Origin of the sequence: Dyadobacter flavalbus (assembly GCF_006149045.1) — a bacterium.
Lineage (GTDB): Bacteria > Bacteroidota > Bacteroidia > Cytophagales > Spirosomataceae > Dyadobacter > Dyadobacter flavalbus.
On sequence record NZ_VBSN01000049.1, the window covers coordinates 356,257 to 381,639 of the forward strand.

24 protein-coding genes are annotated in these 25,383 nt (G+C 46.9%); 12 read left to right on the forward strand and 12 right to left on the reverse strand.

The features are described 5' to 3' along the window. Positions 1-7: 7 nt before the first annotated feature. Positions 8-643: a response regulator transcription factor gene (locus FEM33_RS17275; RefSeq protein WP_139013240.1), complete on the reverse strand. Its 636-nt coding sequence runs from the start codon at positions 641-643 to the stop codon at positions 8-10. Between the two features lie 648 nt (positions 644-1,291). On the opposite strand from FEM33_RS17275, the gene FEM33_RS17280 reads away from it, so the two are divergent. Further along, positions 1,292-1,585: a hypothetical protein gene (locus tag FEM33_RS17280; protein WP_139013241.1), complete on the forward strand. Its 294-nt coding sequence runs from the start codon at positions 1,292-1,294 to the stop codon at positions 1,583-1,585. 387 nt (positions 1,586-1,972) lie between these two features. Here the strand turns inward: FEM33_RS17280 and FEM33_RS17285 are convergent, their stop codons facing one another. The 4 genes from FEM33_RS17285 to FEM33_RS17300 form a co-directional block, all read right to left on the reverse strand. Continuing rightward, positions 1,973-2,446: a DUF4625 domain-containing protein gene (locus FEM33_RS17285; RefSeq protein WP_139013242.1), complete on the reverse strand. Its 474-nt coding sequence runs from the start codon at positions 2,444-2,446 to the stop codon at positions 1,973-1,975. A gap of 91 nt (positions 2,447-2,537) precedes the next feature. Then, the gene (locus FEM33_RS17290; protein ID WP_139013243.1) at positions 2,538-3,470 is read right to left on the reverse strand and encodes a DUF4625 domain-containing protein; all 933 of its coding nucleotides are present in this window, start codon (positions 3,468-3,470) and stop codon (positions 2,538-2,540) included. Between the two features lie 42 nt (positions 3,471-3,512). Further along, a complete protein-coding gene (locus FEM33_RS17295) occupies positions 3,513-4,220 on the reverse strand; it encodes a DUF4625 domain-containing protein (protein ID WP_139013244.1) in 708 nt (235 codons plus the stop codon). A 40-nt stretch (positions 4,221-4,260) separates the two neighbouring features. Next, on the reverse strand, positions 4,261-6,672 hold the full coding sequence (locus tag FEM33_RS17300; protein ID WP_201747781.1) for a TonB-dependent receptor: 2,412 nt from the start codon (positions 6,670-6,672) through the stop codon (positions 4,261-4,263). Positions 6,673-6,849: 177 nt separating this feature from the next. On the opposite strand from FEM33_RS17300, the gene FEM33_RS17305 reads away from it, so the two are divergent. The 4 genes from FEM33_RS17305 (at position 6,850) to FEM33_RS17320 (ending at position 14,091) form a co-directional block, all read left to right on the forward strand. After that, positions 6,850-7,860 carry a succinylglutamate desuccinylase/aspartoacylase family protein gene (locus tag FEM33_RS17305; RefSeq protein ID WP_161597175.1) on the forward strand — a complete coding sequence of 337 codons (1,011 nt, stop codon included), beginning with the start codon at positions 6,850-6,852 and terminating at the stop codon, positions 7,858-7,860. Between the two features lie 329 nt (positions 7,861-8,189). Then, the gene (locus FEM33_RS17310) at positions 8,190-11,552 is read left to right on the forward strand and encodes a SusC/RagA family TonB-linked outer membrane protein (protein ID WP_139013246.1); all 3,363 of its coding nucleotides are present in this window, start codon (positions 8,190-8,192) and stop codon (positions 11,550-11,552) included. Positions 11,553-11,563: 11 nt separating this feature from the next. Further along, positions 11,564-13,105 (forward strand): RagB/SusD family nutrient uptake outer membrane protein, encoded by a 1,542-nt coding sequence (locus tag FEM33_RS17315; RefSeq protein ID WP_139013247.1) that lies wholly within the window; start codon positions 11,564-11,566, stop codon positions 13,103-13,105. A 206-nt stretch (positions 13,106-13,311) separates the two neighbouring features. Continuing rightward, positions 13,312-14,091 carry a hypothetical protein gene (locus FEM33_RS17320; RefSeq protein WP_139013248.1) on the forward strand — a complete coding sequence of 260 codons (780 nt, stop codon included), beginning with the start codon at positions 13,312-13,314 and terminating at the stop codon, positions 14,089-14,091. 196 nt (positions 14,092-14,287) lie between these two features. Here FEM33_RS17320 and FEM33_RS17325 read toward each other — a convergent pair whose 3' ends face one another. Both FEM33_RS17325 and FEM33_RS17330 read right to left on the reverse strand, forming a co-directional pair. Continuing rightward, on the reverse strand, positions 14,288-15,256 hold the full coding sequence (locus FEM33_RS17325) for a DUF4267 domain-containing protein (RefSeq protein ID WP_161597176.1): 969 nt from the start codon (positions 15,254-15,256) through the stop codon (positions 14,288-14,290). 85 nt (positions 15,257-15,341) lie between these two features. Beyond that, a complete protein-coding gene (locus FEM33_RS17330; RefSeq protein WP_139013250.1) occupies positions 15,342-15,935 on the reverse strand; it encodes a Crp/Fnr family transcriptional regulator in 594 nt (197 codons plus the stop codon). Positions 15,936-16,109: 174 nt separating this feature from the next. On the opposite strand from FEM33_RS17330, the gene FEM33_RS17335 reads away from it, so the two are divergent. From FEM33_RS17335 to FEM33_RS17350, 4 genes are all read left to right on the forward strand, one after another. Further along, positions 16,110-16,766: a DUF2975 domain-containing protein gene (locus FEM33_RS17335; protein ID WP_161597177.1), complete on the forward strand. Its 657-nt coding sequence runs from the start codon at positions 16,110-16,112 to the stop codon at positions 16,764-16,766. A gap of 3 nt (positions 16,767-16,769) precedes the next feature. Further along, complete coding sequence (locus FEM33_RS17340; protein ID WP_139013252.1) at positions 16,770-17,015, forward strand: helix-turn-helix domain-containing protein; 246 nt, start codon at positions 16,770-16,772, stop codon at positions 17,013-17,015. Beyond that, positions 17,015-17,224: a hypothetical protein gene (locus FEM33_RS17345; protein ID WP_139013253.1), complete on the forward strand. Its 210-nt coding sequence runs from the start codon at positions 17,015-17,017 to the stop codon at positions 17,222-17,224. The genes FEM33_RS17340 and FEM33_RS17345 overlap by 1 nt, the downstream gene beginning before the upstream one ends. Before the next feature lie 156 nt (positions 17,225-17,380). After that, positions 17,381-18,076 carry a metallophosphoesterase gene (locus tag FEM33_RS17350; protein WP_139013254.1) on the forward strand — a complete coding sequence of 232 codons (696 nt, stop codon included), beginning with the start codon at positions 17,381-17,383 and terminating at the stop codon, positions 18,074-18,076. A gap of 62 nt (positions 18,077-18,138) precedes the next feature. Here FEM33_RS17350 and FEM33_RS17355 read toward each other — a convergent pair whose 3' ends face one another. The 5 genes from FEM33_RS17355 to FEM33_RS17375 are packed head-to-tail and all read right to left on the reverse strand — an operon-like array spanning position 18,139 to position 21,353. Further along, positions 18,139-18,594 (reverse strand): 4'-phosphopantetheinyl transferase superfamily protein, encoded by a 456-nt coding sequence (locus tag FEM33_RS17355; protein ID WP_139013255.1) that lies wholly within the window; start codon positions 18,592-18,594, stop codon positions 18,139-18,141. After that, positions 18,591-18,845 carry an acyl carrier protein gene (locus FEM33_RS17360; RefSeq protein ID WP_139013256.1) on the reverse strand — a complete coding sequence of 85 codons (255 nt, stop codon included), beginning with the start codon at positions 18,843-18,845 and terminating at the stop codon, positions 18,591-18,593. Before FEM33_RS17360 ends, FEM33_RS17355 begins: the two co-directional genes overlap by 4 nt. After that, the gene (locus tag FEM33_RS17365) at positions 18,838-20,121 is read right to left on the reverse strand and encodes a beta-ketoacyl-[acyl-carrier-protein] synthase family protein (protein ID WP_139013257.1); all 1,284 of its coding nucleotides are present in this window, start codon (positions 20,119-20,121) and stop codon (positions 18,838-18,840) included. Before FEM33_RS17365 ends, FEM33_RS17360 begins: the two co-directional genes overlap by 8 nt. Beyond that, positions 20,114-20,560, reverse strand: a complete 447-nt coding sequence (locus tag FEM33_RS17370) for a 3-hydroxyacyl-ACP dehydratase FabZ family protein (RefSeq protein ID WP_139013258.1) — start codon at positions 20,558-20,560, stop codon at positions 20,114-20,116. The genes FEM33_RS17365 and FEM33_RS17370 overlap by 8 nt, the downstream gene beginning before the upstream one ends. Position 20,561: 1 nt before the next feature. Continuing rightward, on the reverse strand, positions 20,562-21,353 hold the full coding sequence (locus FEM33_RS17375) for an enoyl-ACP reductase FabI (protein WP_139013259.1): 792 nt from the start codon (positions 21,351-21,353) through the stop codon (positions 20,562-20,564). 561 nt (positions 21,354-21,914) lie between these two features. On the opposite strand from FEM33_RS17375, the gene FEM33_RS17380 reads away from it, so the two are divergent. The 3 genes from FEM33_RS17380 (at position 21,915) to FEM33_RS17390 (ending at position 25,353) form a co-directional block, all read left to right on the forward strand. After that, positions 21,915-22,628: a methyltransferase domain-containing protein gene (locus FEM33_RS17380; protein WP_139013260.1), complete on the forward strand. Its 714-nt coding sequence runs from the start codon at positions 21,915-21,917 to the stop codon at positions 22,626-22,628. Further along, the gene (locus FEM33_RS17385; protein WP_139013261.1) at positions 22,625-23,677 is read left to right on the forward strand and encodes a type III polyketide synthase; all 1,053 of its coding nucleotides are present in this window, start codon (positions 22,625-22,627) and stop codon (positions 23,675-23,677) included. Before FEM33_RS17380 ends, FEM33_RS17385 begins: the two co-directional genes overlap by 4 nt. A 548-nt stretch (positions 23,678-24,225) precedes the next feature. Continuing rightward, positions 24,226-25,353 (forward strand): GAF and PAS domain-containing protein, encoded by a 1,128-nt coding sequence (locus tag FEM33_RS17390; RefSeq protein ID WP_139013262.1) that lies wholly within the window; start codon positions 24,226-24,228, stop codon positions 25,351-25,353. The last annotated feature ends 30 nt before the right edge of the window (positions 25,354-25,383 follow it).

The window sequence follows — 25,383 nt, forward strand, 5'->3', positions numbered from 1 at the left end:
TCAAATGCTAAATAATCTGGTTTTGTAAAGCTATTGCAACTGCTTCGGACGCGCTGTGCACGTGCAGTTTCCTGTAAATATTCTTGATATGACGATCGATTGTGTGTACTGACAGCAGCAGCTCATATGCCATTAATTTATGGCTCATTCCCTTTGATAATCTGGTCAAAATATCGAGTTCCCTCGGTGAAAGTTCATACTCCGCTCCTTTCGTCACCGGCTTTCTTTTGTTGAAGTAATTTAAAACCCGGGCTGCAACATACGGGGTCATCGGCGCTCCTCCATCCATGACTTCCAGTATCGCCTCAATAATTTTTTCATTCGGTGCTTTTTTTAAAATATAGCCGTGCGCACCGGCAAGTATGGATTCAAAGATGGATTCGTCATTCTCAAATACAGTCTGCATAATTACACAAGTATCCGGAAAATGTTTTCGCAGAAGCTTTACACCGTCAATTCCGCCAACCCTCGGCATATTGATGTCCATTAATACAACTGACGGTATATTTTTAGCCAGATCGCGAACAAGATTTGAGCAATCTTCGTAAGCACCTGTGCATATCATACCGGGCTGAATATTGACAAGTAATTCAAGCGCTTCCCGTCTGGATTTATGATCGTCGAATACAACAACTTTTATCATAGCGTTTTGTAAAGGGTCTAATTGATCCCAAAATTACTTCGCAATGAGGTAGATTGGCAATACCCTATTTAGGGTATTTTTAGGCTGAAACAACTTTCCTTTGCGCTCGCCTGCAGTATGGTTTGCAATCGGTTCCGGCACATTCAAAAACTTAATCTGGTTAACAATAACTTTCACAGACAAAACCGGAGACATGAATCCATGTATTCTTACCGACAAGCAGGTTATTCCAGTAGTTGAATTATATAATTCCAAATGAATCAGCAGCTGAATTTAAAAAGAATTTTAAATAATAACTTCCGCAATAACCAATGCTACATCAACGAGGGCTATAATGTCCGGCGTGTTTTTAAAATGACAAAAAGTTTAACAGAAAAACCAGAACAGGCAATTGAATTCATTTAACTATTATTTTACAGAAAGCTCCGTTATAATACACAGTATCTGAGTTGTGAAACGGGATCTCTTTTGCGCGGCTGCATTCAGGAATTTACGAAATTTCTACTCCCTATTATGATCAGCTGAGCAGGAACGAAACAGCTTCTGATGCCAAGAAAGCATTCCATTGTTTTTACCTGTTAAATCTTTAACTTACGATCTCTAAATTTTCCTGCCCCGGACAAACTTAAACATTGAACTATCCCTGAAATGGAATCATTCTTGCCACTGCCTAAACAAAGTTATGTAACAGGAATAACTGAGTCCAACAGGCAGATCATTCGTAATAATGAAAGCGGAAAGGATAAGCATAAAGCGTTCACAGGGGTTTACAAACCTAAACTGCTCAAAACACCTGCTCTTAAAAACAAATCTTCTGCTATGAATGGCAAAATTCCAACAGAAAAAAACTCCGATTCTTCCGTAAAATTTCGCACAGTATTCCCCGGGGTAATCCTGACCATTATACTGCCTGGGCTGTTCAAGTTCCGGCCGGTATTATAAAAGACGTATTATTTTCAGGTTGCATATCAAACTTTAATCATTCTGATCATGAAAAAGAAAAAACCATCTAAATTCTGGATTAAACTTGCCAGTGCATCCTTCGATATTCTAAGCCTGATCAAAATGGCTTTTTTCTGAAAGTCGAAGACAGGTATATTCCAAATACTTTCCGGTAAATGAGTATTAAAAAGCATCATCTTTAATCTTCAGGTTTTGTCAGTGCGTACGGTTATGGATGGTACAGACAGTGAATTCACTACATATGGAGGTTACTGCCGTCAATGTGACAGTTATTTCTCATAATTTCTCGGCTGCTTCCCTTTAATCTGACTTATCATACCAAGTATTATTCCAAGATAACACATGATTGATCATTCAGACTGAAACTTACTGGATTTTAATGCTGATTCCCCTGAGTGTTTGCCAGCCTTCCTTGTCAGTCAGCCGGATCATAAAATGGTAATCGCCGGGATCGATGTCGGCTGGCACTTCAATTTCCTGAGTTGCTGTGTAAGCTCTCTGGTTTTCGGGAATGTCGAAGCTTTTGATTAACAGAAAAGGGTTAACCGGCTTTTTGACCGGATCGGTACTGCAGTCGCTTACCTCTGTACTGTGGGTATGGTGATCAAAGTTGTGATGAATGTCCAGACTGTAAGATCCCAGTGCCATGTTGTCGGAAAATGCAGCCCTGAACGTGAATTTTTCACCTCTTTTCACCGTGCTGCATTGAACCGGAAAAGTGCCTGCGGCCGTGGCATCAATAACCGGATATGCGGTATCGACCGTCGGTTCGTCCTTGTCACAAGCGACGGTGAATAATGCAATGACTGTCAGCAGAATAAATTGGCTTATTTGTTTCATCGTATTTTAAAATCAGGCCGGCACATGGCTTGCCGGCCCGACGGTTTTTGTTATTGCTGATTATTGAAGTAATTCCATTTAAACAAAGCTTTTAATTGTAGTCGATGCCGAATGGAATCGTCTTGTGAATTGTCTGGCCTGACGTGAAATTTTTATAAATCACCACCAGATTGTATTCACCCGTCTGCCATGCCTTGCTGCCGGTAATCGCATTTTTGTCTGGTGCGTTGTTATCCTTTTCTGCCCCGATGACCAGATCCGGAATGTTCCGGATCACCGTATAGCTTTCCATATCAAATTCCGAATTGCCGAAATCATACACGCTATGCTCATTTTTGTGTTCATGCACGTCATAGACAATGGCTTTGCTTAAATCCACTTCTTCCATCGTCTGCGGGTTGTAACTGGCCGACTTTCTGATCAGCAGCAGATACAGTTTTCCATCGCCTTTTACGTAGGAGATATTGGCCTGCACCTGAATCGTATCGCCTTTTCCGTAACGCTGGGTTGGATAATTGTCCTTGTCAGCATGAAAATCGTACATGGGCGTCCAGTTTTTATGCATCCATAATCCCGAAATCATGGGCCTTACCGGCAGGTTGGCACGGGCGTAAATTTCAAAATCCCTTCTGACTTCCAGTCTTGAGCCATTCTCATCATAGACAATGACCCAGAAGTCGTACTGGCCCTCGGCCGCATCCTCAGGAATGTTGAAATGCTTGTGTATGTTCGCATTTTTCAGGCCCTTGTACTGGTCCCAGGTGATTTCATGTTTCCACGGCTTGCTGTATGTTTCACCTTCTTTGGGCAGGATCTTTACTTCTACTTTGTCGATCTTGTCAACGGCCAGCATGTCGCCCTCAAAGTGAAAATCTTCTCCGATTACGCCGATTCCGGCATTGCCCAGGCCCAGTTCCAGATTTTCCAGAACCGGTTTGGGCAGTTCGGGTTCCGGCATCGGCTCCGGCTCTTTTTTATCACAGGCCGCCAAGGTGAGCAGGATCAGGATTAAGGCTGCCAGCAACACGGACCGGCTTTTCGGCTTCCGATTCCCTACATCATTAGCTTATTTGTCGAAATGTTCTTCGTATTCATTTTTCTTTCCGGCCTGGTCCGTCACTTTCAGGTGCACATGATAATGACCGGCAGGTGCCGCCGTGATGTCCAAATGCTTGTGAAAGTCAAAGGCCGTTTGCCCGACCATGGCGGCGTCTTTGAACTCAAACTCCTTTTCCCATTTTTCGCCATGCACTTCCACGGTCACAGCGGCAATTTTGTTCGGTGCAGCAATAGCAGCCTCCAAATGCAGGCCTTTGCCGGCATCTTCCGCTTCCACGGCAAACCCGGTTACCGCAGGCAATGACGGGTCGTTGGTCACATCCAGCTCCGAGCCGATCTCGGCTTTGTTGCCGTTCTTGTCCGTTACCGTCAAATGAAGGTCATATTTTCCCAAAGCGGCACTGGCGGGCACGTCAATATGCTTGTGAAGCTCGGCATTTTTCAGTCCGGCCAGCCCTTCGGTGTAAACCGTGTCCAGTTTCCAGCCACTGCCATTTACAGGATGGATTTCCAGCTGCACACGCTCGATGCTGCCCGGTGCCACGATCTGCGCCTCGATGTGAAAGTCACTGCCCGGATGCGCTTGTTTGTTGTTGCCCGAACCGATTTCCACACCAGAAAGGGTCGGTGCGGCCACGTTTACATCGTCGTCATCGTTACAGGAAGCAAAAAGGGTCCCGGCCAGCAGCAGGGCAAGCATTGATTTGATTTGCATGGTATTAGAAATTATGGTGAGTATTCGAATTTGCAGGGTATCAGCTTGTGGATTTTCCTTTAATGAAAAAAGGTATCTTTACAGCCAGGATGACATTGCGGCCTGCTTCGGGCAGGCCGATCAGCCGGTAAAAACTGGTATGGCTCAAATAGCGTGTGTTCAATGCGTTCTGCACCTGCAGGCTCACTGAAATGTATTGTGCGCCTGTTTTCACTTTGCCGCCTGCACTGAAACTGAAAATCTGGTATGCAGGCGTGGGCCTTTCCGGGGGCACGATCCGGTTCTGGCGTGCGGTAAGCCTGCAATCCAACGTGAAATAGGCATCCGTCAGCAGCCTTTCCCAGTTTGGCTCGTAGGTCATGCCGGCCAGTGCAGAAGCCGGCGGCGAAAAAGGCAGTGCATAGCCCCGTTTGGCACCCGAAAGCTGGCGGGTATACAGGTATTCGCCGGCCAGTGATGCATTCCAGTTATTCAGAAAACGGTATGACAGCTGCAACTCCGATCCGTAACGCAGCACACGGCTTTGGGCATAGTTGAAAACCTGGTTGCCGGCGCCATAGAAATAATCGTGACGTGCAGTTGGGTTCAGGTAAATGTAGCTGGGAAAATAATTCAGAAACGGCGTAAGTGCTACGGTAAACTTTTCAGCATTGATGCCTGTTCCCAGATCGAGCTGGTAAGACTTTTCGGCTGACAGGGAAGGATCGCCTTTTTCATACCGGAAATAATGATAGTTGACCCCGTTCGCAGCCAGCTCTTTGGCAATCGGCATCCGGAAACCACTGCCTGCATTGAATTTCAGAAAGAACGCTCCCGGCGTATAATTCAGTCCTGCCGACCAGTTTACATTCTTGAATGTGCGTGTAATCGCTTCCGCGCGCGTCAGATATGTGCTGTTTCCGTTTTCAGACTGCGAAGTAAACCAGTCTTTATATTCCCTGATACTGATTCTTCCCAGATCGTACCGCAGCGCGGCTTGCAGAAGCAGCTTTTCACTGACTTTCAATTTATCGAATACAAAAGCACCGGCACTGGTCTGCGTGAATGCCGGGATCAGAAACCCCCAGCCGCCGATGGTATTGTGCTGCTGCTCGCCGCTTGCTCCAATCGTCAGCGTGTGGTTTTTATAAACCAGCTCATTTTTGATATTGGCCGAAAAAACCGTTTTGTCATACTCACGTTCCAGCGTCTGGGGCGCAGACTGCTCCGAAGGATAAACCGGCGGCATATACCCGTGATTGACATACCGGCTGTGCTCCTGACGGAAATTGCGCTGATAACCCAGCTCCAAATCGAACCTGTTTTGCCCGTAGCGGAATTCATTTTGGCTGATGATTTTAGTGTGTGAAACCTGCTGGGAAGGCAGCTGCCTGTCTCTTGAAGAGCGGTCATGCAAGTCCAGATCAACGCGCCTTGGTTCCAGTCCATGTGCATTGGCAAAAAAGCCGCTTTGGCTGAATGTCTGGCTAAGATAAAATACCGATTGAAACTGCGATGTAAGCCATCCTGTACGCAGGTGCACGTTCCGCTCCTGCCCTGTCGTATTGCGCAGGCGGTTTTCATGAAGCGGCACTGCATAGTCGTACACAAAAATGGTATCGGCCGGCACGCCGTAATCGCCGTACTCCTGCCAGGTCATGCGGGAATCGGCAAAGACGCGCTGCTTGCGGGCATACAGATTCACTGATCCGCCGTAAAGCCCGTTGTTGCTTTTGGCCGTAAGGTCTGCACTGCCGCCTGCCGTATGTGCGGCCGGCAGTGCAGCAGGCTTGATGTCAATGGCGCCGCCTATGGCTTCGGAACCATACAAAAACGCGGACGGACCTTTGATGACCTCTACCCTGCCGGCAGCAAACTGATCGATTTCCAGCGCATGGTCGGCGCCCCACTGCTGGCCTTCATGCCGGATGCCGTTTTCCACGACCACCACCTGATTGAACCCCAATCCCCGGATCAGCGGTTTGGAGCCGCCGGAGCCGATGCCGATGGTTTTGATTCCGGACAGCTTTTCCAGCGACTGCATCAGGCTTCCGCCCAGATTGCGCCGCAGGTAATCAGCGCCGACAATATCCATGCTGAGTGAAACCTGCTGCCGGCGCAGCTGCTGGTAATCTTCTTTGATTGTAATTTCCTGCAACTGACCTTCTTCTGCCCTGAGTATGATATCTTTCAGAAGCAAAGAATCCGAAGACATGATAAACGAGCTGGCGACGGTTTTGAAACCCACAAAAGAAATCCTTAAACTGTGCCTTCCCTTCTTCACAGCCTCAAACCGGAAAGTGCCGTTGACACCGCTTGGCCGGGTAATTTTTTCAGGCATCACTGTGATCGTTGCACCGGTAAGCGGCTGACCTGTACTGCTGACGACCTTGCCGGATAACGTTTGTCCCACCAGCTTCGCAGGAAGTGCAAACATCAATGCCGCCAAACAAACAAGTACACGTATCTTCATCAAACCGGTTTTCTGACCGGCAAAAGCACCGGCCTACATGAAACAATGTTGCAAATAAAGGATTAACAATTTAAACTTGCAACCATGTTGCAAAAAAAAATATTAGATTAGCAGTCCAGTCAGTTATCGTTACGCATCATGAAATACTTCACCTTATTTTTATCCGCCGTATTGTCCATGCCCATCTCAGATGCGGCAGCCCAGCTGGCGGAAAAACTGGATTTTAACATACAGTCCGCTTCAACTTCCGAGCAGGTATTGGCAGTAAGCAATGGCATTGACACCGCCAGTTTGCCAGTTAAAATCATCAGAGGGAAAATGGACGGGCCTGTTTTTTCCATCGTTGCCGGGATTCATGGCTACGAGTACCCGCCTATTATGGCAACTCAGCAGATCATGGCCGAAATTGATCCTGACAAACTCAAAGGAACACTGCTGATTGTGCCCGTTGCCAATACCGCTGCCTTTTTTGGCAGGACTGTTTTCTACAACCCTGCGGACGGCAAAAACCTGAACCGTGTATTTCCCGGAAAGCCGGAAGGCACCGTTTCCGAGCGGCTGGCCCATTTGATCACCACACAGATCATAGTCCGGTCGACGGTTTTCCTGGATGTGCATGCAGGCGATGCAGGAGAAGACCTGACAGACTTTGTATGTTACTATGACAATCAAAATACGCCCGAGCAGACTGCCCTGGCCAGTCGTCTGGCGGAACGAGCAGGGTTCCCGCTTCTGGTGGTTTACCCTTTTAATTTATCAAAGACAGAGCCGGCTGAATACGCTTTCAAACATGCTACCCAGCAAGGCATCACTGCGCTGAGTATGGAAGCAGGAAAACTGGGCGGTGTTCAGCATAAATCCGTGCAGCGAATCAAAACCGGCATTTATAACATACTCCGGGAGCTTGGTATGTATCCCTCTGCGGACAAGCCTGCACCCCGGCCCGTCATTCTGAACAGGCAGCATTACATCAAATCGCCGGAGAAAGGAATATTTTACAGTGATCTGAAAAGCGGGGATACCGTTTCGAAAGGACAAAAGATCGGCATGATAACCGATGTATTCGGCAAAATCATAGCTGATGTAAATGCAGAACAGGCCGGGATCATCCTGTACAAGATCGGGACGCCGCCGGTCAACAAAGGAGAAACCGTCTTATGCATCGGATATCATGCCAGAGTCAAATGACAGAGGGCTTTGAAGTACATTTTAACCTGCATTGGAATGATGTAACCGAACCATAATGTACTTGAAGCGAATGGCTGTTGATCAAATCGGGACTCACATGAATGCTGATTTGGCCACCTGTTTTTTCAGCATATAAAAGTTCAGTTCTGACATCAGTTAACAGCCGGATCTACTTGTCCGGCTGTTAAAGTTTACATTTTGTTAACATAGTATTTCTGCTGACATAACAGTGGAAAAGTACTTTTGTGCCAAAATCCGGCTCTTTTTGTCGTGTGCAACCGGTTACCAGCGCAAGAGCCCCTGTTAAACTTTTAACTTCCACCCAGTTTATGAAAAAAATTATTTTACCGATCATTCCCGCAATGATTGCCGGCTTGATGGTTTTCAGCCCGTGCTTTGCATTGAAGGCAGCACCGGCCAAAACCCACATTCCGGACTATTACCCGGAAAGCCGGCATGCGCCGAAGATCACCATTACCGGAAAGGTTGTGGACGAAACCGGCGAGCCGCTTCTGGGCGTTACCGTTCTTGAAAAAGGCGACAGCAGCAAAGGGTCCGTCACAAATGAGTCGGGTGAATTCACGATGGAGACCGAAGCAGGCAGAATACTTGTTTTTTCGTTTGTGGGATTCATAGCACAGGAAGTAACCGTTTCGGATGACAAGCCTTTGAACATCCAGCTGAAGCAGGATGCTTTAATGCTCAACGAGGTCGTGGCAGTAGGTTACCAGACCTTGCGCAAGAGCGATCTGACGGGGGCAATTTCCAGTGTGAAGGCCAAGGAACTGAACCTGACCACACCCACAGTCGGACAGGCACTGGTGGGTAAAGTTGCCGGCGTTCAGATTTCCCAGGTGAGCGGCGCTCCGTACGTGGGTACAAAAATCAGGGTGCGGGGCGTGGGCTCGATCAATGCGAGTTCAGACCCGCTTTATGTCATTGATGGCTATCCTGCCGGCAATGATATTTTTATCAATCCCAATGATATTGAATCCATTGATATCCTGAAAGATGCCGCTTCGGCTGCCATTTACGGCTCGCGTGCCGCTGGCGGCGTGGTGCTCATCACCACCAAACGCGGAAAAGAAGGAAAAGGCAAACTCGAATATGATTACCAGTTCGGCGTACATCAGCTGAGCAAAAAGATAGACATGCTGAATGCTTCGGAATTTGCTCAGCTGCTGATTGACGGCCGTAACAATGCGTACCGTGACTTAATGGTGAACGGAGGAAAAACCTGGAACGATGCCATGTTTTCGGACGATAATGCTACACGGATCAAAAACCTGGGCGGCAGCGCCGGTTCCGTAAGCATCCCGACGGATCTTTACGATTTTGCAAACCAGAAGCTGATTACGCCTAAATACAACACCGACTGGCAGGACGAACTTTACCGCAATGCGCCGGTAAGCAGGCATAACCTCAGTTTTTCAGGCGGACAAAAAGGACTGCGGTATGCGATCAGCGGCGGATACCTCAGCCAGCAGGGTATTATACTCAGTACCAATCAGGAACGCACCAACTTCCGGGCCAATATAGATGCGGATGTAAACCGTAAAGTAAAGGTAGGTGCAAACCTTGCCTTTACGTATAATACCAACCGTGAAGTTCAGGAAGGACGTTTCAATCAGGGACCAATTCTTGGCGCACTGGTTTACATGCCGATATTCAGGGCGTATAATGAAAATGGAAGCCTGGTAAAAAACGAGGCTGCGGCGCTGAGTTCCGGTTACGGCCTTCAGTCGATTGAAAACCCGGTAGCGCTGGCCACTGAAACGCATATCAACCGCAGGGGCCAGCGCGGCACTTACAATGGTTTTGCAATTTTTGAAATTGTGAAAGACCTGAACTTCAAGGTCAACCTGGGCTTGCAGACTTACAATGAAAAGTACGAATACTACCTGCCGACCAGCCTGAGCAGCGGCGCCAATCCGCCGGGATCACCGCAGGCAATCGCGGCTGCCAATGCGCTGGCGAGAACGGTAAACTACATCGATAAGCTGGCCGAATTTACGCTGGATTACAAAAAGACATGGGGAAAGCATCACCTTGACGGGCTGATCGGTTACACCGCACAGGAAAATAACCGCGATGTGATTTCTGTAACGTCACGCGGTTTTCAGAACGACCGTATTGAAGAAATTACAGGAAAAGGAGCTGATGCCATTTACTTTTCGCTGAACTCCGGCAATCCGGAAAACGAAGGCACAGGAAAAACCAACTGGACACTGCTCTCCTATCTGGCACGTGCTGTTTACAATTTTGACAACAAATATTACCTCACGGCATCCTTCCGTACCGACGGATCTTCACGCTTCGGGCCACGGAACCGCTGGGGTAATTTCCCTTCCGTTTCGGCAGGATGGAATATCTCCAACGAACCATTTTATGGTGATTTCCTGGGCAAGTCCTCTACCATGAAGCTGCGTGCAAGCTGGGGACTGAGCGGCAACAACAACATCGGAAATTACAGCTTCCTGCAAACGATGGCTGCGCCGGGCGGAGTGGTTTTGGGAAATGGAACCGTCAATACGGCTTTGTGGGCCGAAAGTGTGAAAGATCCGAACCTGGGCTGGGAATCAACTTCTCAATACAATGTAGGACTTGACCTTGGCTTGCTCAACGACCGTCTGTCGATCATGGCCAACTATTATCTGAGCCGTTCCTTTAATTTATTGTTCAATCAGCCTTTGTCAGCCATTTCGGGAACTACGACAATCCTGACAAACCTGAGCAATTCGAAAGTCCAGAACACCGGATTTGACATTCAGGCCGATGCAAGGGTCATTTCCAGAAGTGATTTCCATCTGAATATCAGCGGTAACTTTTCATTGAACCGGAACAAAGTACTGGATATGGGCGGGGCCAATACCATTTTGTCCACCGGCGCCGAGCGTTCCTACATCACGCATGTTACACAGGAAGGTCAGCCGATTGGTATGTTCTATGGCTTCAAGGTAAAAGGAATGGTGCGCGAGTCGGACATGGAAAACCTGGCTGCTGATAACGCGGTATACAATGCTTCAACCCAGAAGTTTCCACAAGGCTATGTCATCAAAGGCCCAGCCCGCAGCACGGCTTCCACCAACCCGCTCCGTCCGGGTGATCTGTATTTTGAGGACCTGAATGGCGACGGTGTTGTAAACGATGCGGACAAGGCTGTGATCGGCAGCCCGATGCCGAAATTCACCTATGGCTTTGCCGTTTCTGCCAGCTACAAAAACCTGGATTTCAGCTCTTCGTTCAACGGAGTTTATGGCAATCAGGTGCTGGACGGACAGGATTACTATATTTTCAACATGGAAGGTTCCGGAAACCAGTATTCCAAAGTGCTGAACCGTTACCGTTCGGAAGCTGAGCCGGGAGATGGAAAAATTTATCGTGCTTCCCGCGGAGGAACGCAGAGCAACAGCACACGCCTTTCCAGCTTTTATCTGCAGGACGGCTCGTTCCTGAGATGTACGAACCTGACACTGGCTTACAATTTTCCGCAGATTGCGCAGATCAGCAAAAACGCAATCAGCAATCTGAGGGTTTACGTCGGCGTTGACAATGCATTTACCCTGACCAAATACCTGGGATACAACCCGGAAGTAGATTACAACAATGGTTCCAACCTGACCCCGGGAGTAGATTACGGTAAATATCCGCTTGCCCGAGCCTACAACATCGGAGCCCGTATCACATTTTAATCTGAAGCAATATGTTTTATACCAAATACAGACTGAACCACATTTTTACCGCACTGGCACTTTCCCTGCTTGGGGCCTGTTCTTCCGACTTTATTGATCTGCAGGATCCCAATGCTGTATCCAGCGAGTCTTATTACCAATCCGAAAGCGATGTCCAGGCTGCGGTAAACGGGATTTACAATGCATTGCGGAACGGCAACGGCGTTGGAGAAAGCAGCGGGCTCTTCAATGAAGAACGCTCGGACAATACCGGAAGAAACGACAACCAGTCGAATGCCGGCGAGCCTTTTCAGTTCAATGATTTTTCACTCCTGCCCAGCAACACTTATCTGAAAGCCCACTGGCTGGCGTTATACCAGATTATTTCCCGCAGCAATCAGGTACTGGCAGGAATCGAGCGCGTGACTTTTACCAATAATGATCTGAAAGAGCAGTACAAGGCGGAAGCCAAGTACCTGCGTGCCATGATCTATTTTGACCTGGTCCGGAAATGGGGCGATGTGCCGCTTGTAACCAAACCTTTAAACTCGCTGGAAGACGTAAAAGCAAACACGTTCAGGGAAAAAAAGGAAGTGGTTTACCAGCAGATCGTAGCCGATTTAAAAGATGCTCTGGCAAGTACTTTACCTGATGTACAGACTGCCGCGACCAAAGGCAAAGTGACAAAGGCAGCCGCCAATGCATTGCTCGGACAAGTATACCTGACAATGGCCAGTACGCTGGATGCTGCCAATCGAGCCGCTAACCTGAATGAGGCAAAAACGTACCTGATGGCCTGCTACAATCTCCGCACTTTCGGGTTATTAAAAGAAATCCCGTACGCGGATGTCTTTGATGTAGCCAAGAAATCGACCGTGCCGGAGATTATTTTTCAGGTTGTAAACCGTCAGGGCGACATTAACTTTTCCTCGGCGATTGCACGGAACAACCAGGCCAAAGGCGAGACGATCAATTCGCTGGTAACATCAACCGGCGCAGGCGGCAATGTTACGCCTGACCTAGTTTCGGACTATGAAGAAAAAGACGTCAGAAAAGACTTTTCGGTCAAGTTTGCCAATGATCCGATTGTCCGTGATTACTTTATTACCAAGTTCAGGGATGCGAGCCCGGCTGCCACGACAAACGGTTACGGCGGCAATGACTGGATTCTGATGCGTTATGCAGACGTAATCCTGATGCTTGCAGAAGTGAACATGCATCTGGGCAATACGGATGAAGCAACCGGTTTTCTGGATCAGGTCAGGGAAAGGGCCGGCTTGCCCGGATATGCCGCTTCCATGCAGAATGCCGCTTACCGGACCAAATACCCAACCTTGAAACTGGCTATCTTACACGAGCGCCGGGTAGAACTGGCATTTGAAAACCAGCGCTGGTTTGATCTGCTCCGCTTTTTTACAACCCAGGAACTGGTAACCTATTTTAAAAGCAAGGACCAGGCCAGCTTCGGACTTGCCAAGCTATCCAACTTCGGAGCAAAAGACAGGTACTACCCGATTCCTTTTGACGAGTACAAACTGGATCCTGCAAAAATGTATCAGAACGAAGGCTATTAAGCCGGAAAAAGAAAGAAAGAAAGGCTGTCCGGAACTAGATCTCCGGGCAGCCTTTCGTGTTTCAGACCCTTGAAACTGACTTTTGTGATCTGTCAGGCATTTTACTGCAACTTTATTTCTCTACCTACCCAACCACGCAGCCATATCGTGCAGTTAATTAAATTGACAGATTTCCAGTCTTTTAATCAACCTCAATCATTTTTGTCATGAAAACAGAGAAGTTAGTAGTACTATGCATGATCCTGCTGTTTGTGCAATTGGTAGCTTGTGAAAAAACAAGTATTGAAACCCGCAATCCTGAAAAGTCAGGGTTACGCAGCAGCAACGACTCCATTGATGATCAGTCGCAGACGAGATACATCACCACGGACACAATCAGGGATATCAGCCAACAAAGCCCTGCCTTGTTTACGCTCATTAATGGCATCAGCCCGTATGTCATGTGGCGCGTAATCCCGTCGGCCAGCGTTAACAACAACGGTACCAGTGCGATCATATATTTCCAGAAAGAAGGCAAGCACCGGGTATTTGCAATCGACAGCATGAGCTTTGATACCACTTACATTGATGTGGAAGTTGCTCCTTTTCGCGTTGTTGAGCCCAAAATTCACGAGCAGTCGTTTTATAACGACGATGAAGTGTACATAACACCGTTTGCCGATGCAGATACGGCCGAGGTCCTGCAATTGAAATTTGTTACCAAAAGAAGTTATGATTGCACAAATAACCGACTGATCATGAATACACTGCAGAAAGGAAGCAACTATGAAGTCGGTTTTGAAAAGGTAGCTTCCGGCACGTATTGTTCTCCCGGCGAGAAGAAGGCACAAAACAGCACCACTTACCTGACAAAAGGTAATAAGGGAAATATTCAGATTACTTTCAACGGAAAAATATACAACGGTTCTTTTGAACGGAAAGGATTCAAATACACCTTCAACTGGCCTTATGAATCAGGCGCCGTATTTACCACAAAAAGCCTTTAAGCAGCATCAGATACGGAACAGTTGGCCGGCTTGCAGTTAACTGTTCCCGGACCGTACTGACCTGTTTTCAAGCGGATGGAGCTTGTCCGGTCATAAAAGGCGCAGCTGTCAGGGCCGCTGCGCCTTTTCTTTTATGTTTTGATACGCATGTAAAATCCTTTATCCTGAACTGAAAAGACCGGAAACTGTATCATGCTTAACCGACGGCAGGAATCTTATTTATTTCCTGATCATTGGTTTTGTTTGGCATGACATAAGTATTTCTCAGATATTCCAGCCTTCCCTGCCTGGTGGCATAATCCGCAAGCAGGCGGAACAGAGGTTCAGCTACTTTCTGCAAGCCAATCATATGTGAATCATTCAGGCGGATAAACAATGCCAGGTCCAGCAATTTTTTCGGTGTTCCGCTCTCACTCGCCAACCCGTCTCCGGCCAGTCCCTTTGAAATGAGCAGGGCTTCTTCGAAATCATGGTTTCCGGGTGAAATCGTTACTTTAACCAGACATTCCTGACCGGACGTATTATGAAAAAAGTGCTTTTGTCCCGGCTGGATCGTGGCCGTCTGCCCTGCACTTAATACAAGCGTCTGCTCACCCCGGCCAACAGTCAGTTCCCCTTTCAGCACCTCGAAGGTTTCTGAAAATAACCGGTGATAATGCCAGGGCGTACTTTCCCCGGGCAGAATGCTGAATTCCAGTACACTATTTTTTCCTTCAGATACCGACGAGATCCGTTTTACGTAAGCATCGGCATGGACCGATGTGCCGGTTTTTGTTTCCGGCGCTGACTGTCCCAAAAAATAACAGAGTATCCAAAGCATAAGGACTGTACCGCCATGAATAAGCATGGCCCACAGGTTACTGCCGGGCGTATGCCAGACCGTGAGCATATCGGCAAAGGGAATAATGGAACCGGCCAGTAAGGTCAGGAACAAGGGCCTGCGGTAATGATGCCAGGCGAACAGCACAATGATCAGTCCCGAGAAAAGATCCCGGATCCCTTTAATCGTGTGAAAAGCGTAGTTGGGCTGGTTATAATCAAGTCCGAATCCGGCTTCACCCTGTTCAGGAGCCAGCAAAAAACGGGTGCCGATAAAGAGCATCCCCAAACCAATCAGCAGGCTTGTCAGCCTGAGCGAAAACGAAATATGCTGCGTTGTCATCATCTTGTGCGTTTTAAAGTACAGCACAAAATTCAGCAGCAGGAAGCACCTGTGCATTCACTCAGGTGAAGAAAGCAGGATTTTTGAGTCAGCTGTAATCCTTACCTGCCCATCGCGCCCGGATGCGGCTTAAAGACTGCGGCTTAACCCCCACGTAAGAAGCAATGTGATATTGGGTGATCCTGCCCGGAAGCGCAGGATATTCATCCAGAAATGCCTGATAACGAAGCTCCGGAGAATCCGTGTAAAGGGAAACCAGCTGCCCGATCGTTTTGACGAAGATCTGTTCAATCGCGACCCGGCCAAAGCGTTCACCGTGCGTCAATTCGGAAAACAGACGTTGCAGGTTTGACCATGAAATCACCCATAAGCCCGTATGCTCGATAGCCTGAATAGCTCGTCGGCAGGGCCTTTGGGGAAGAAAGCTTTCGTAGTCACAGACAAAATCATTTTCCAGACCGAAATCGTAAATTTTTTCATTCCCATCCTGATTGACAAAATACCGCAACAGGCCGGAATGTATAAACCCCACATACTGGCAAACCTGCCCCGGCTGCACAAAATAATCGCCCTTTTCCAGTACCCGGGGCTGGAACAAATGACCGATCAGCTGGATGTCTGTTTCACTAAGTGGCACAAAATAACGTATCGTTTCAATAAGGGCAGTCAGTGGATAATGCATGATGGTTTCTGTTGAAGAATAAAGCAAATGCAAGGTAGACAACTAAATTCCTATTTCCTTTTCAAAAAACCACACTCCTCCCGAATCAATAAATATTAATTAATTATCAAAAAATATTTATTGATTATCAATAAATTTACTTTCCTTTGTGGAGTTAACAAAATCCCGATGCACATGGAAACCAAGTCACCTTACTGGGTATTTCCTGCCGTCAAGCGGCTGGTTACCCTTTTCTATTATCTGGTGCTGGCCGCTCTGGTCATTTTTGCAGCTATGAGCAGCCTGAAACTTTTGAACGCACAAACCGGTCCTTTTCCACTTGGCGAGGGACAACCCAACTATGTATCTGTCCCGGTAGCCTGGGCACCGCAGAGCGATAAAACCATCGTGACCGCCGGAGAACCTCGATTGTTTTTAACTCCCCAAAAACAGACAGGCCAGCTTCAGGTCCCGATCCGGTCCGGGCCCGGTCTGTTGATGAGCATTCTGGGACTGGTCGGTTTGGCAGGCGCCTTATGGATGTTCTTTTTACTGCGCCGGATTTTTAGCTCGGTTCAGGCCGACTCGCCTTTCCAGCCGGCTATTGCCCGGCGAATTGCTGCAATGGGCTTCCTGTTTTTAGGCCAGACGGTCGTTGAACTGCTTATCAAACTGGCGCTGTGGCAACAAACCAGACCTTATTTCAAGCAGATAACAATCGCCAGCCAAACATCGCTGAGCGTGGACATTCAACTGGACAGCCCCTGGTTGCTGGGTTTGATTATGTTGGCACTGGCGCAAGTTTACCGGCGGGGAATTGAAATGCAACTTGAAAACGAATTAACCGTTTAAACCATGCCCATAATTGTTAACCTGGATGTGATGATGGCTAAACGGAAGATGTCGCTTTCCGAGCTCGCCCAGAAAGTAGACCTTACCCTTGCCAATCTCTCGATTTTGAAGACGGGCAAAGCCAAAGCGATTCGCTTCAGCACCCTGGAAGCGATTTGTCATGCGCTGGACTGCAAGCCGGGGGACATCCTCGATTTTGAATCCGACAGCCGCTCCCCTTCCGTTCCGGCCGAAGAAAACTCCTTATAATGAATTATTGCACACGGCTTTATTACCGGCAGATTATTACCCGGCAAGACGTCAATACGGCGGTTATAGAAAGGTTTGAGGTCCTGTTAAAAATTATTTTCAATCCGAGAAGCCGCAAACCATTGGTCTGCTGCCTGTACGTTACGGCGCCGATCAGCTGCATTTTTCAGCGAATTATTTCGCCAAATGATTACCGGATGCTGAATTAATCATCAGGCAGATTCCTTCTAACAAACAGCGGAGTGTGTTCATGCACTGTATGAAAAAATCAAATCGCAAAATGAGTCAGGCACAAGAATAGCAGTGACCGGAAATATTACAGAACCGGATTACAACTTGCTGGAACATTAACTGAGGACTCAAATATGAAACTGATTGCAATAGGCGATATTCACGGAAGAAACGCATGGAAAGAGATCATCAAATCAACAGATGCAGACAAGATTGTTTTTGTAGGGGATTATTTTGACTCCAAGGATCTTGTCCTGGCAAAAGAACAGATTGACAATTTCAATCAAATACTTGCATTGAAAAGAAATAATCCGAATAAAGTTGTGCTCCTGTTTGGAAACCATGATTTTCACTACCTGAGCGAAGCAGGCGAACAGTATTCAGGGTTTCAGTTCGGAAATCAATATGAAATTAAAGAAGTGCTCAACGAAGCTTTCCGGGAAAAACTGGTTCAGATGGCCTATATCCGGAACGGATTTCTATTTTCTCATGCCGGAGTAACAAATACCTGGCTGACAAAACATGGGTATGCTGGTCAGCCACTTGATGAATTTATTAATGATTTATTCTATTTTCAACCCCAACGGTTCCGGTTTCAGGCCGGGAAAAACGGCTCGTCATCCGGTGATGATGTCACGCAAAGTCCTATATGGGTGCGCCCGGAGAGTTTAAGAACAGATGCAGTGAATGGCTTTGTTCAGGTGGCCGGCCACACGCAGCAAAGATCATTAACAATCACTGACGATCTTGTCCTGATTGATACATTGAGAACATCAGGTGAATATCTGGTAATAGAAAATGATCAACCAGCTGCTGTACATATTGGCTAAAAAGGCATGTCACATTCTGGAAGTACTTTTAAAGTAGTGATTGCCGGTCAAAAGCATGCGGATCAGTAAATCAGGGCGAGATATTGCCCGTGGTGACTTACGCAGGCCGGATTTTTTGAAGCATATGCCGGCATCTCGCCAAGGTAATGAATGATTTCAATCCTTATATCAGCCAGCTGACCGGAATGAAGGGCCGCAGTTGTATGGATGTAATTGTCGGTAGTATCCGTACAGGTATAAAATTTCAAACCATCCGTCAGTACGGTTCCGTAATGGTGCTCACCCGGGGTGCAGCAAAGTTTCGGCGGCGCAAAATTTCTTATGCCTGTCATCCGGGAATATATTTTATAGGCTGCTTCTTTCATCGTCCAGTACTTCCATACCTGCAGAAACGGGTCTGCACCGGAATGGATATGTGCTTTTTCGGTGGCTGTAAAAAGCTTGTCGAGAAAGCCTTTTCTTTCCCAGTTGCTTTCGATGGAAGCACAGTGAAGATCGACAAGGTCATTGCCGATCATTTTTCGCTGAGCTTGGCTTCGATAACTTCCATGGAAGCTTTTACCGTAAGCATCTTTTCCATCGCATCGTTATCGATGACGATATCAAACGCCTCTTCCACATCGAGAATGACATCAACCAGATTTGCTGAATTTATTTTCAGGTCATTGATAAAATCAGTCTCTTCATGAATGGAATCCAGCGCTTCCTTGTTTTGGGCATACGGACTTACAATAGTTTTAAGCCGGTTTATCAAATCTTCTTTAAGCATCAGGTTCAGCATATTTTTTTAAAACAACACAAGCATTGATATCACCAAAGCCAAAGCTGGCTTTGATCAGGATACGCGATTGCCGGTTCAACGTTTCCCTCGGAATTTTCTCACTGTCTATCAAATTCAGGATTTCAGGATGCGGCTCTTCACAGTTGACATTTGGAAATACAAAATTGCTGTATAACTGTAAAACTGAAGCTACACATTCGATGCTTCCTGCGGCCGTCAGACAGTGCCCTGTCATTCCCTTTAATGTATTAATGAGCGGAAAATCCGTTCCGCATCTGTCGAGTGCCTCCACCCAGTTACGGATTTCCAGAGCGTCCATAGCTGTTGCAGTAAGGTGCCCGTTGATCAGATCCACTTCATCTGCCGAAACACCTGCATGGTGCAGTGCCTCCCGGATGCAACGCTGAACAGCCACAGGATTGGGTGCGGTCATGGAACCTTTGCCACGTTGCCCGCCGGAATTTACATGTCCGCCCAGCACTTCTGCATAAATCCGGGCGCCTCTTGCCAGTGCATGATCCAGTGATTCCACCACAAGCGCGCCGGCACCGCTGCCGGGGACGAAACCGCTGGCATTGCTGCTCATCGGTCTGGACCCGTGTTCAGGTTCCTGGTTATATTTATAAGTACATACTTTCATGGCATCAAATCCGCCCCAGATGTAAGGACCGCTGTCACTCGTAGCGCCGGAAAGGACCACACTGGCTTTCCCGCTGCGGATGCGTTCATAGGCCATTAACAAGCTTTCTGTACCCGTGCTGCATGCTGAAGAATTGGTAATCACCTGATTGCCAAGCCCAAGCTTTCCGGAAAGATAGGCAGATACGCCACTGTTCATCGTCTGAAGCACAACGGTACTTCCCAGCCTTCTGACATTGAGCGCATCGATGTCGTAGATAGCTTCCCTGAACCTGTCTATTCCGGATGTTCCGGAACCAAATACCATACCATAGTCCCACGATGGCTCATCCTTCTCAGAGAGCGGCAATCCGGCATCTTTCCAGGAGTCCATACCGGCCATTACACCGTACATGATCCCCTTGCTGTTGAAATTACGGAGTTCCAGTGTGCTGAAATAAGGTGCAATGTCCGGCTCACCGAGCTGGGGCTTACCGGAAATCTGACAAGAAAATTTAAGTTCTTCCAGTTCCCTGTCGAACCGGATTCCCGACCGGCCTGCGCGCAGTGCTGATTCAAACGCTTCCAGCCCGACACCATTTGGCGCTACAACACCCAGTCCGGTAATAACCACTCTGTTATCCATTGAGCTTTGAAGTAACCATTCCAGAGAGTGTACCATTACATACGGTTTCTCCCGCGGCATTGGTCATGCTAACTGTGCAATGTAGTTTTTTGAACCTAAAATACACCTTTTTAGAAACAACCGTAACCTTTTCGCCCGGAAAAACAGGTTTCAGGAAATCGATAGCTGCCGAAGTCAGCATAACCTGGCCAGTTTCCTGTTCTTCCGCATCCCCTGCCAGGTAAATTCCCAGACAGACCAGGCCAATCTGTGCCATTGTCTCGATCAGGATCACACCCGGCGTTACAGGTTTATCCTTGAAATGGCCTTTATAAATTTCCAGCTCCGGATTGAATGTATACGACCCAGTTGCCCCGTTTTCATGGACTGCTGTTAACTCGTCTACAAACAGGAACGGATGGGAATAAGGCAATGCTTCAAGTATTTCTTGTTGGTTCATATTACTGTATTTTTTCGCCGCCGTCCACAGGGATTACAGCCCCGTTTATCCATGCAGCTTCGTCTTTACACAACAGGTAAACAACATCGGCGACATCTTGTGGTGTAGTCAGGCGTTTAAAAGGGTTTTTGTCCTGTGTATGTTTGATCAACTGCTCATTTCCGGGAATTTTACGCAGAGACGGCGTATCGGTTACACCCGCCTGAATGCAGTTGGCACGGATTCCAAACGGCGCATATTCCAGCGCAATCTGCCGGCTGATTGCTTCAAGTGCGGCTTTTGCTGCGGACACTGCCCCGTAATAGGGCCATGCACGGGATGAGCCGTTGCTCGTAAAGGAAATTACCCTGGCATCCTGCGCAAATAATCCTGCCCGATGAATATCGGCTACCCAGTCGACCAGACTGAATGCCATGTTCTGGAGAGTTATCATCATGTCTTCGGAAGACAGGAGCGGTTCCGTTACCATTGATTTCAGGTTTCCTTTGGCAATGCTGTGGACCAGGCAGCGCAACTTCTCGCGTGTTCCCAGCCGCTCCCGGAGCGCAGACAAGACTACTGCCCTGTTTTCTGTTTTCACCACGTCAAGGTTAAAGGTGATCAGTTCGGCACCGGCAGCTCTGATGAAGCCAAACTGCTGTTCAAGTTCCGGTATGTCCATCCTGGGGTTCCGGTGCAGGATACAGATATGCATTCCTTTTTGCGCAAGTGCAAGGGCTGTTGCAAATCCAAGACCGCTGCTGCCGCCCAGAATCAATGCCCAATATCCTTTTCCTTCAAACTCTTTTATCATTATAATATAATCTGCCAAGCAGAAAGCACCGGCCGTAATTTCAGTTCATCATCGTCATATGCAGGTTAGGAGACAATAATCGTTCCATCACGTTGCCGGCAACATGTATCGAAAAATGGAAACATCAGTCAAAGTTTTCTTTAAGGAAATTCAAATGAAGCATTTAGCACTATTTCGGATCACCTGACTATTTTTCCTGCTGAACAAATAGAACACTGAACTTTATTACAAAACAAATGCAGAGCATATTTATACCGATTTTCCGGGGTAATTTAAACGAATGCATGCAGATCTTTCGGTTATTGCGTCAAAATCAATTTACGAATTACTGCTTTCTGTTTTGAGCGAAAATAATTTCAGATTAAGTTATGCATCGGTGAGTTCGGGACCGCCCAATATGGGCTGGATCAATATTTATAGGATGTTGTACATATTCCCTGCTGTATCGCGCCCCTTCAGAATGCTATATTCTGACGACAGTTGATTCAGCACGCTTAATGAATTCCCGATGCGGCAATAATGCGTATGGGCATAAAAAAACTATTTCCAACAGCATCCTAAATGATCATCAATACAACAAGAAGAAGCAATAAGGCAGAAATCATGGATGACTTTTCCATGGAAGGTGAAATACTAAGAGATGCGCTGGACAAAATTGCCAATATCAACCAGCTTCTTGGGGGGAACAAAGTTACCTTGCAAGGGGTCAAGCTGTTAACCAAAGATCTGGATGCCGGTAAAGTGCTGACCATTGCGGATTTTGGCTGCGGAAACGGAGACATGCTGAGAATGCTTGCAGATTTCGGCCGGAAGCAGGGATTGAAAATGAAGCTGATCGGAATAGATGCCAATGATTTTACAGTTCATTATGCAAGGTCACTTTCCACAGCTTACGAGAATATCAGTTACCAATGCTCCGACATATTTTCAGAACATAGTCCGGAAAATGAATATGACATCATCCTGTGTACACTGACACTGCATCATTTCAGTGATCAGGACATAGAACAATTGATTTCCGGGTCTTTGTCAAAGGCGAAAATCGGATTTGTAGTGAACGATTTACACAGAAGCTCCATCGCCTATTATCTTTTCAAGGCGCTTTGCCTTGTGTTCGGTTTGAACGAAATGTCTGAAAAAGATGGTTTAATCTCTATATTGCGGGGATTTAAGAAAGAAGACCTTGAACGTTTTTCAAAGAAATTCAGGTTTAAAAATTACAGCATCAAGTGGAAATGGGCATTCCGGTACCAATGGATCGTTAAGACAGTATGAGCGTAAAAGTCAAAGCAGTAAGCAAAGCAATACCGGATTATTCAAAAACCACCGGAGAAATCATTGGATTTCTGGACATTTGGCTGGCAGGACAAGAGGAGCGTTTTATCCGGAAGGTCAAAAAGATATTTGAAAATGCAGCCGTAGACAAACGATACTCGATTATGTCTCCGGAAGACGTTTTTACTTCGACCTCTTTTGAAGACAAAAACAACATCTACATCAAGGAAGGTATCAAGCTCGGAACAAAATGCCTCGAAAGCGCATTGCATAAAGCAGACTGGGAACCAAAAGATATTGATTACCTGATCACGGTGAGTTGTACAGGGATTATGATTCCTTCTCTGGATGCTTTTCTGATCAATAAGCTGGAAATGCGTCAGGATGTAGTTCGTTTGCCTGTAACGGAAATGGGCTGTGCGGCAGGTATTTCCGGCATGATTTACGCGAAAAACTTTCTGAAATCCAATCCGGGCAAAAGAGCGGCCGTGGTTGCCGTTGAATCGCCAAGCGCAACTTTTCAGCTTCATGACTTTTCCATGGCAAACATTGTGAGTGCTGCCATCTTCGGAGACGGAGCGGCGTGTGTGCTGCTTTCTTCCTGTGAAGAAGACGAAGGCCCGGAGATAGTTGCCGAGGAAATGTATCATTTTTTCGATGCCGAACATATGATGGGCTTCAATTTAACCAACACGGGATTGCAGATGGTGCTTGATATTGAAGTTCCAAATGCCATTGCGTCCCATTTTCCTGACATTATTCATCCGTTTCTGGCAAAACAAAATCTGGACATTGCGGATGTTGATCACCTGATTTTTCATCCGGGAGGAAAGAAAATCATTCAGGTTGTGGAAGAACTGTTTGGTAAAACGGGTAAAGACATCAACGAGACCAAGGAAGTTCTGAAACAGTACGGAAATATGTCCAGCGCCACCGTTCTGTACGTTCTTGAAAGATTCATGAGTACGGTCAGAAAGCAGGGCGAAACAGGACTGATGCTCAGTTTCGGTCCCGGCTTTTCAGCACAAAAAATATTACTGCAATGGTAAAATCCTGTCGCCGGATCAGGATCCGAACAGGCAGGAAATACCTCAGCACTTTCATAAATTCCTGACGGCAGCATTTTGTTTTCACCGACGGCTTACGCATCCGAAGTAAATTGTATCGACTTCATGGAACCGGAACATGCTGAATCGTTTGTACCGGCCAAACCTGAGTTTCTGTAGCCGGCACTTCCAACTCATCTTTGGCATCGAAATGCGGGACATTGTATTTTCCTATCCGTGCTGGCATCTGCCGGCAAACCATACACCTCACGAACTTTCATATCCAGAATTCCGCCCCTTGAAAATGGCCTGTTTTACATCTGTAAACCAATTTTTTGTCATTGCCTGACATAAACTGCTTTGATTACCCGGGATAACCTCAAATAGACAGGAATATGCAATTGCAATGATCCGAAACACCTGCTGCACTGCCAGACCGCCGGTTTATCCGGCCAAGTTCCGTACCGGCTTTTACCTGATCGAAGAAATCAGTTTGAAATTCCTGACAAAATTAATTAATTCGCTTTATAGTAATAGTAATTTGATAATTCATGAATCGGTATCAGGAAATTGAAATTGCGGTGGATAAAACCGAAGTTGAAAGATTAAAAGCAGTTCACTCGTTCCTGGAAATTGATTTCGAAAAGCGAAAAGAATTTCAGGATATCGTGGATCTGGCTGCCAGATTATGCAACAAGCCAGTGGCGCTGATCACACTTCTGGATGAAAATGAAAACTGGATCAAAGTCAGATCAGGGGTAAACCATCAGGTTATGCCCCGCAGGACATCATTCTGCCAGTATGCTATCAATCAGGATGAGATGACGATTATTCCGGATACTGTACAGGATCACAGGTTTGATGACAATGATCTGGTGCACCAGGACCCAAACGTACGGTTTTATGCCGGAGCACCGCTGGCACTTGGCAGCGGGTTAAAACTGGGAACGCTTTGTCTTTTTGATGTCACGCCGGGCAATCTGGATGAAATACAGAAAAGTACCCTGACTGTTCTTGCAAGGCAGGTTGTATTTTTGATGGAACTGGAACTAAGCAGGCAATTGCTAGAAAAGCAAATGCAGGATATCAAGGCAAAAAATGAGTCTCTGATAAAAATAGCCTATATTCAGTCGCATAACATCCGGCAGCCGCTGACATCGATTATGGCGCTTGTAAATCTGATCAAGGACGGTTATCAGGAAGTCAACGAGGAATGGATCCATATGATCTCTGAGGCTACCAATACGCTCGACCAGAGAATCCATGAGATTGTCAAGGAATCCCTGGCTGAAAAAGATATCAAAGCACTGCGTTTCAACAAAATGGTGGAAGAAATTGAAGATTATGCCATTTTGCTGCTGGACAGGAACGGCAATGTGGAGAACTGGAATAAAGGAGCCGAAATCCTGAAAGGCTATAAGGCCCACGAGATTATTGGCAAGAATTTCAGCGTGTTTTATACACATCCTGACCTGGTGAATAAAGTGCCTGAAAGCCTGATCCAACAAGCAGTAATGTCCGGTGTTGCAAAGAACGAAGGCTGGCGCTTGCGAAAAGACGGTTCCAGGTTCTGGGGCAGCATACTGATTACTGCCATTCACAATGATTCAGGCGAGGTTATCGGATTTACCAAAGTCACAAGATTGCTGGCAAACGATAACAGTGATACTGGTTTATAAACCTGTGTTATGCGTCATGTTTTTAGCACA

Bases quoted from the DNA above. Each gene is read 5' to 3' on its own strand.
- FEM33_RS17275 (WP_139013240.1), bottom strand. From the start codon at position 643: ATGATAAAAGTTGTTGTATTCGACGATCATAAATCCAGACGGGAAGCG.
- FEM33_RS17280 (WP_139013241.1), top strand. From the start codon at position 1,292: ATGGAATCATTCTTGCCACTGCCTAAACAAAGTTATGTAACAGGAATA.
- FEM33_RS17285 (WP_139013242.1), bottom strand. From the start codon at position 2,446: ATGAAACAAATAAGCCAATTTATTCTGCTGACAGTCATTGCATTATTC.
- FEM33_RS17295 (WP_139013244.1), bottom strand. From the start codon at position 4,220: ATGCAAATCAAATCAATGCTTGCCCTGCTGCTGGCCGGGACCCTTTTT.
- FEM33_RS17300 (WP_201747781.1), bottom strand. From the start codon at position 6,672: ATGAAGATACGTGTACTTGTTTGTTTGGCGGCATTGATGTTTGCACTT.
- FEM33_RS17305 (WP_161597175.1), top strand. From the start codon at position 6,850: ATGCCCATCTCAGATGCGGCAGCCCAGCTGGCGGAAAAACTGGATTTT.
- FEM33_RS17310 (WP_139013246.1), top strand. From the start codon at position 8,190: ATGAAAAAAATTATTTTACCGATCATTCCCGCAATGATTGCCGGCTTG.
- FEM33_RS17315 (WP_139013247.1), top strand. From the start codon at position 11,564: ATGTTTTATACCAAATACAGACTGAACCACATTTTTACCGCACTGGCA.
- FEM33_RS17320 (WP_139013248.1), top strand. From the start codon at position 13,312: ATGAAAACAGAGAAGTTAGTAGTACTATGCATGATCCTGCTGTTTGTG.
- FEM33_RS17325 (WP_161597176.1), bottom strand. From the start codon at position 15,256: ATGATGACAACGCAGCATATTTCGTTTTCGCTCAGGCTGACAAGCCTG.
- FEM33_RS17330 (WP_139013250.1), bottom strand. From the start codon at position 15,935: ATGCATTATCCACTGACTGCCCTTATTGAAACGATACGTTATTTTGTG.
- FEM33_RS17335 (WP_161597177.1), top strand. From the start codon at position 16,110: ATGGAAACCAAGTCACCTTACTGGGTATTTCCTGCCGTCAAGCGGCTG.
- FEM33_RS17340 (WP_139013252.1), top strand. From the start codon at position 16,770: ATGCCCATAATTGTTAACCTGGATGTGATGATGGCTAAACGGAAGATG.
- FEM33_RS17345 (WP_139013253.1), top strand. From the start codon at position 17,015: ATGAATTATTGCACACGGCTTTATTACCGGCAGATTATTACCCGGCAA.
- FEM33_RS17350 (WP_139013254.1), top strand. From the start codon at position 17,381: ATGAAACTGATTGCAATAGGCGATATTCACGGAAGAAACGCATGGAAA.
- FEM33_RS17355 (WP_139013255.1), bottom strand. From the start codon at position 18,594: ATGATCGGCAATGACCTTGTCGATCTTCACTGTGCTTCCATCGAAAGC.
- FEM33_RS17360 (WP_139013256.1), bottom strand. From the start codon at position 18,845: ATGCTTAAAGAAGATTTGATAAACCGGCTTAAAACTATTGTAAGTCCG.
- FEM33_RS17365 (WP_139013257.1), bottom strand. From the start codon at position 20,121: ATGGATAACAGAGTGGTTATTACCGGACTGGGTGTTGTAGCGCCAAAT.
- FEM33_RS17370 (WP_139013258.1), bottom strand. From the start codon at position 20,560: ATGAACCAACAAGAAATACTTGAAGCATTGCCTTATTCCCATCCGTTC.
- FEM33_RS17375 (WP_139013259.1), bottom strand. From the start codon at position 21,353: ATGATAAAAGAGTTTGAAGGAAAAGGATATTGGGCATTGATTCTGGGC.
- FEM33_RS17380 (WP_139013260.1), top strand. From the start codon at position 21,915: ATGATCATCAATACAACAAGAAGAAGCAATAAGGCAGAAATCATGGAT.
- FEM33_RS17385 (WP_139013261.1), top strand. From the start codon at position 22,625: ATGAGCGTAAAAGTCAAAGCAGTAAGCAAAGCAATACCGGATTATTCA.
- FEM33_RS17390 (WP_139013262.1), top strand. From the start codon at position 24,226: ATGAATCGGTATCAGGAAATTGAAATTGCGGTGGATAAAACCGAAGTT.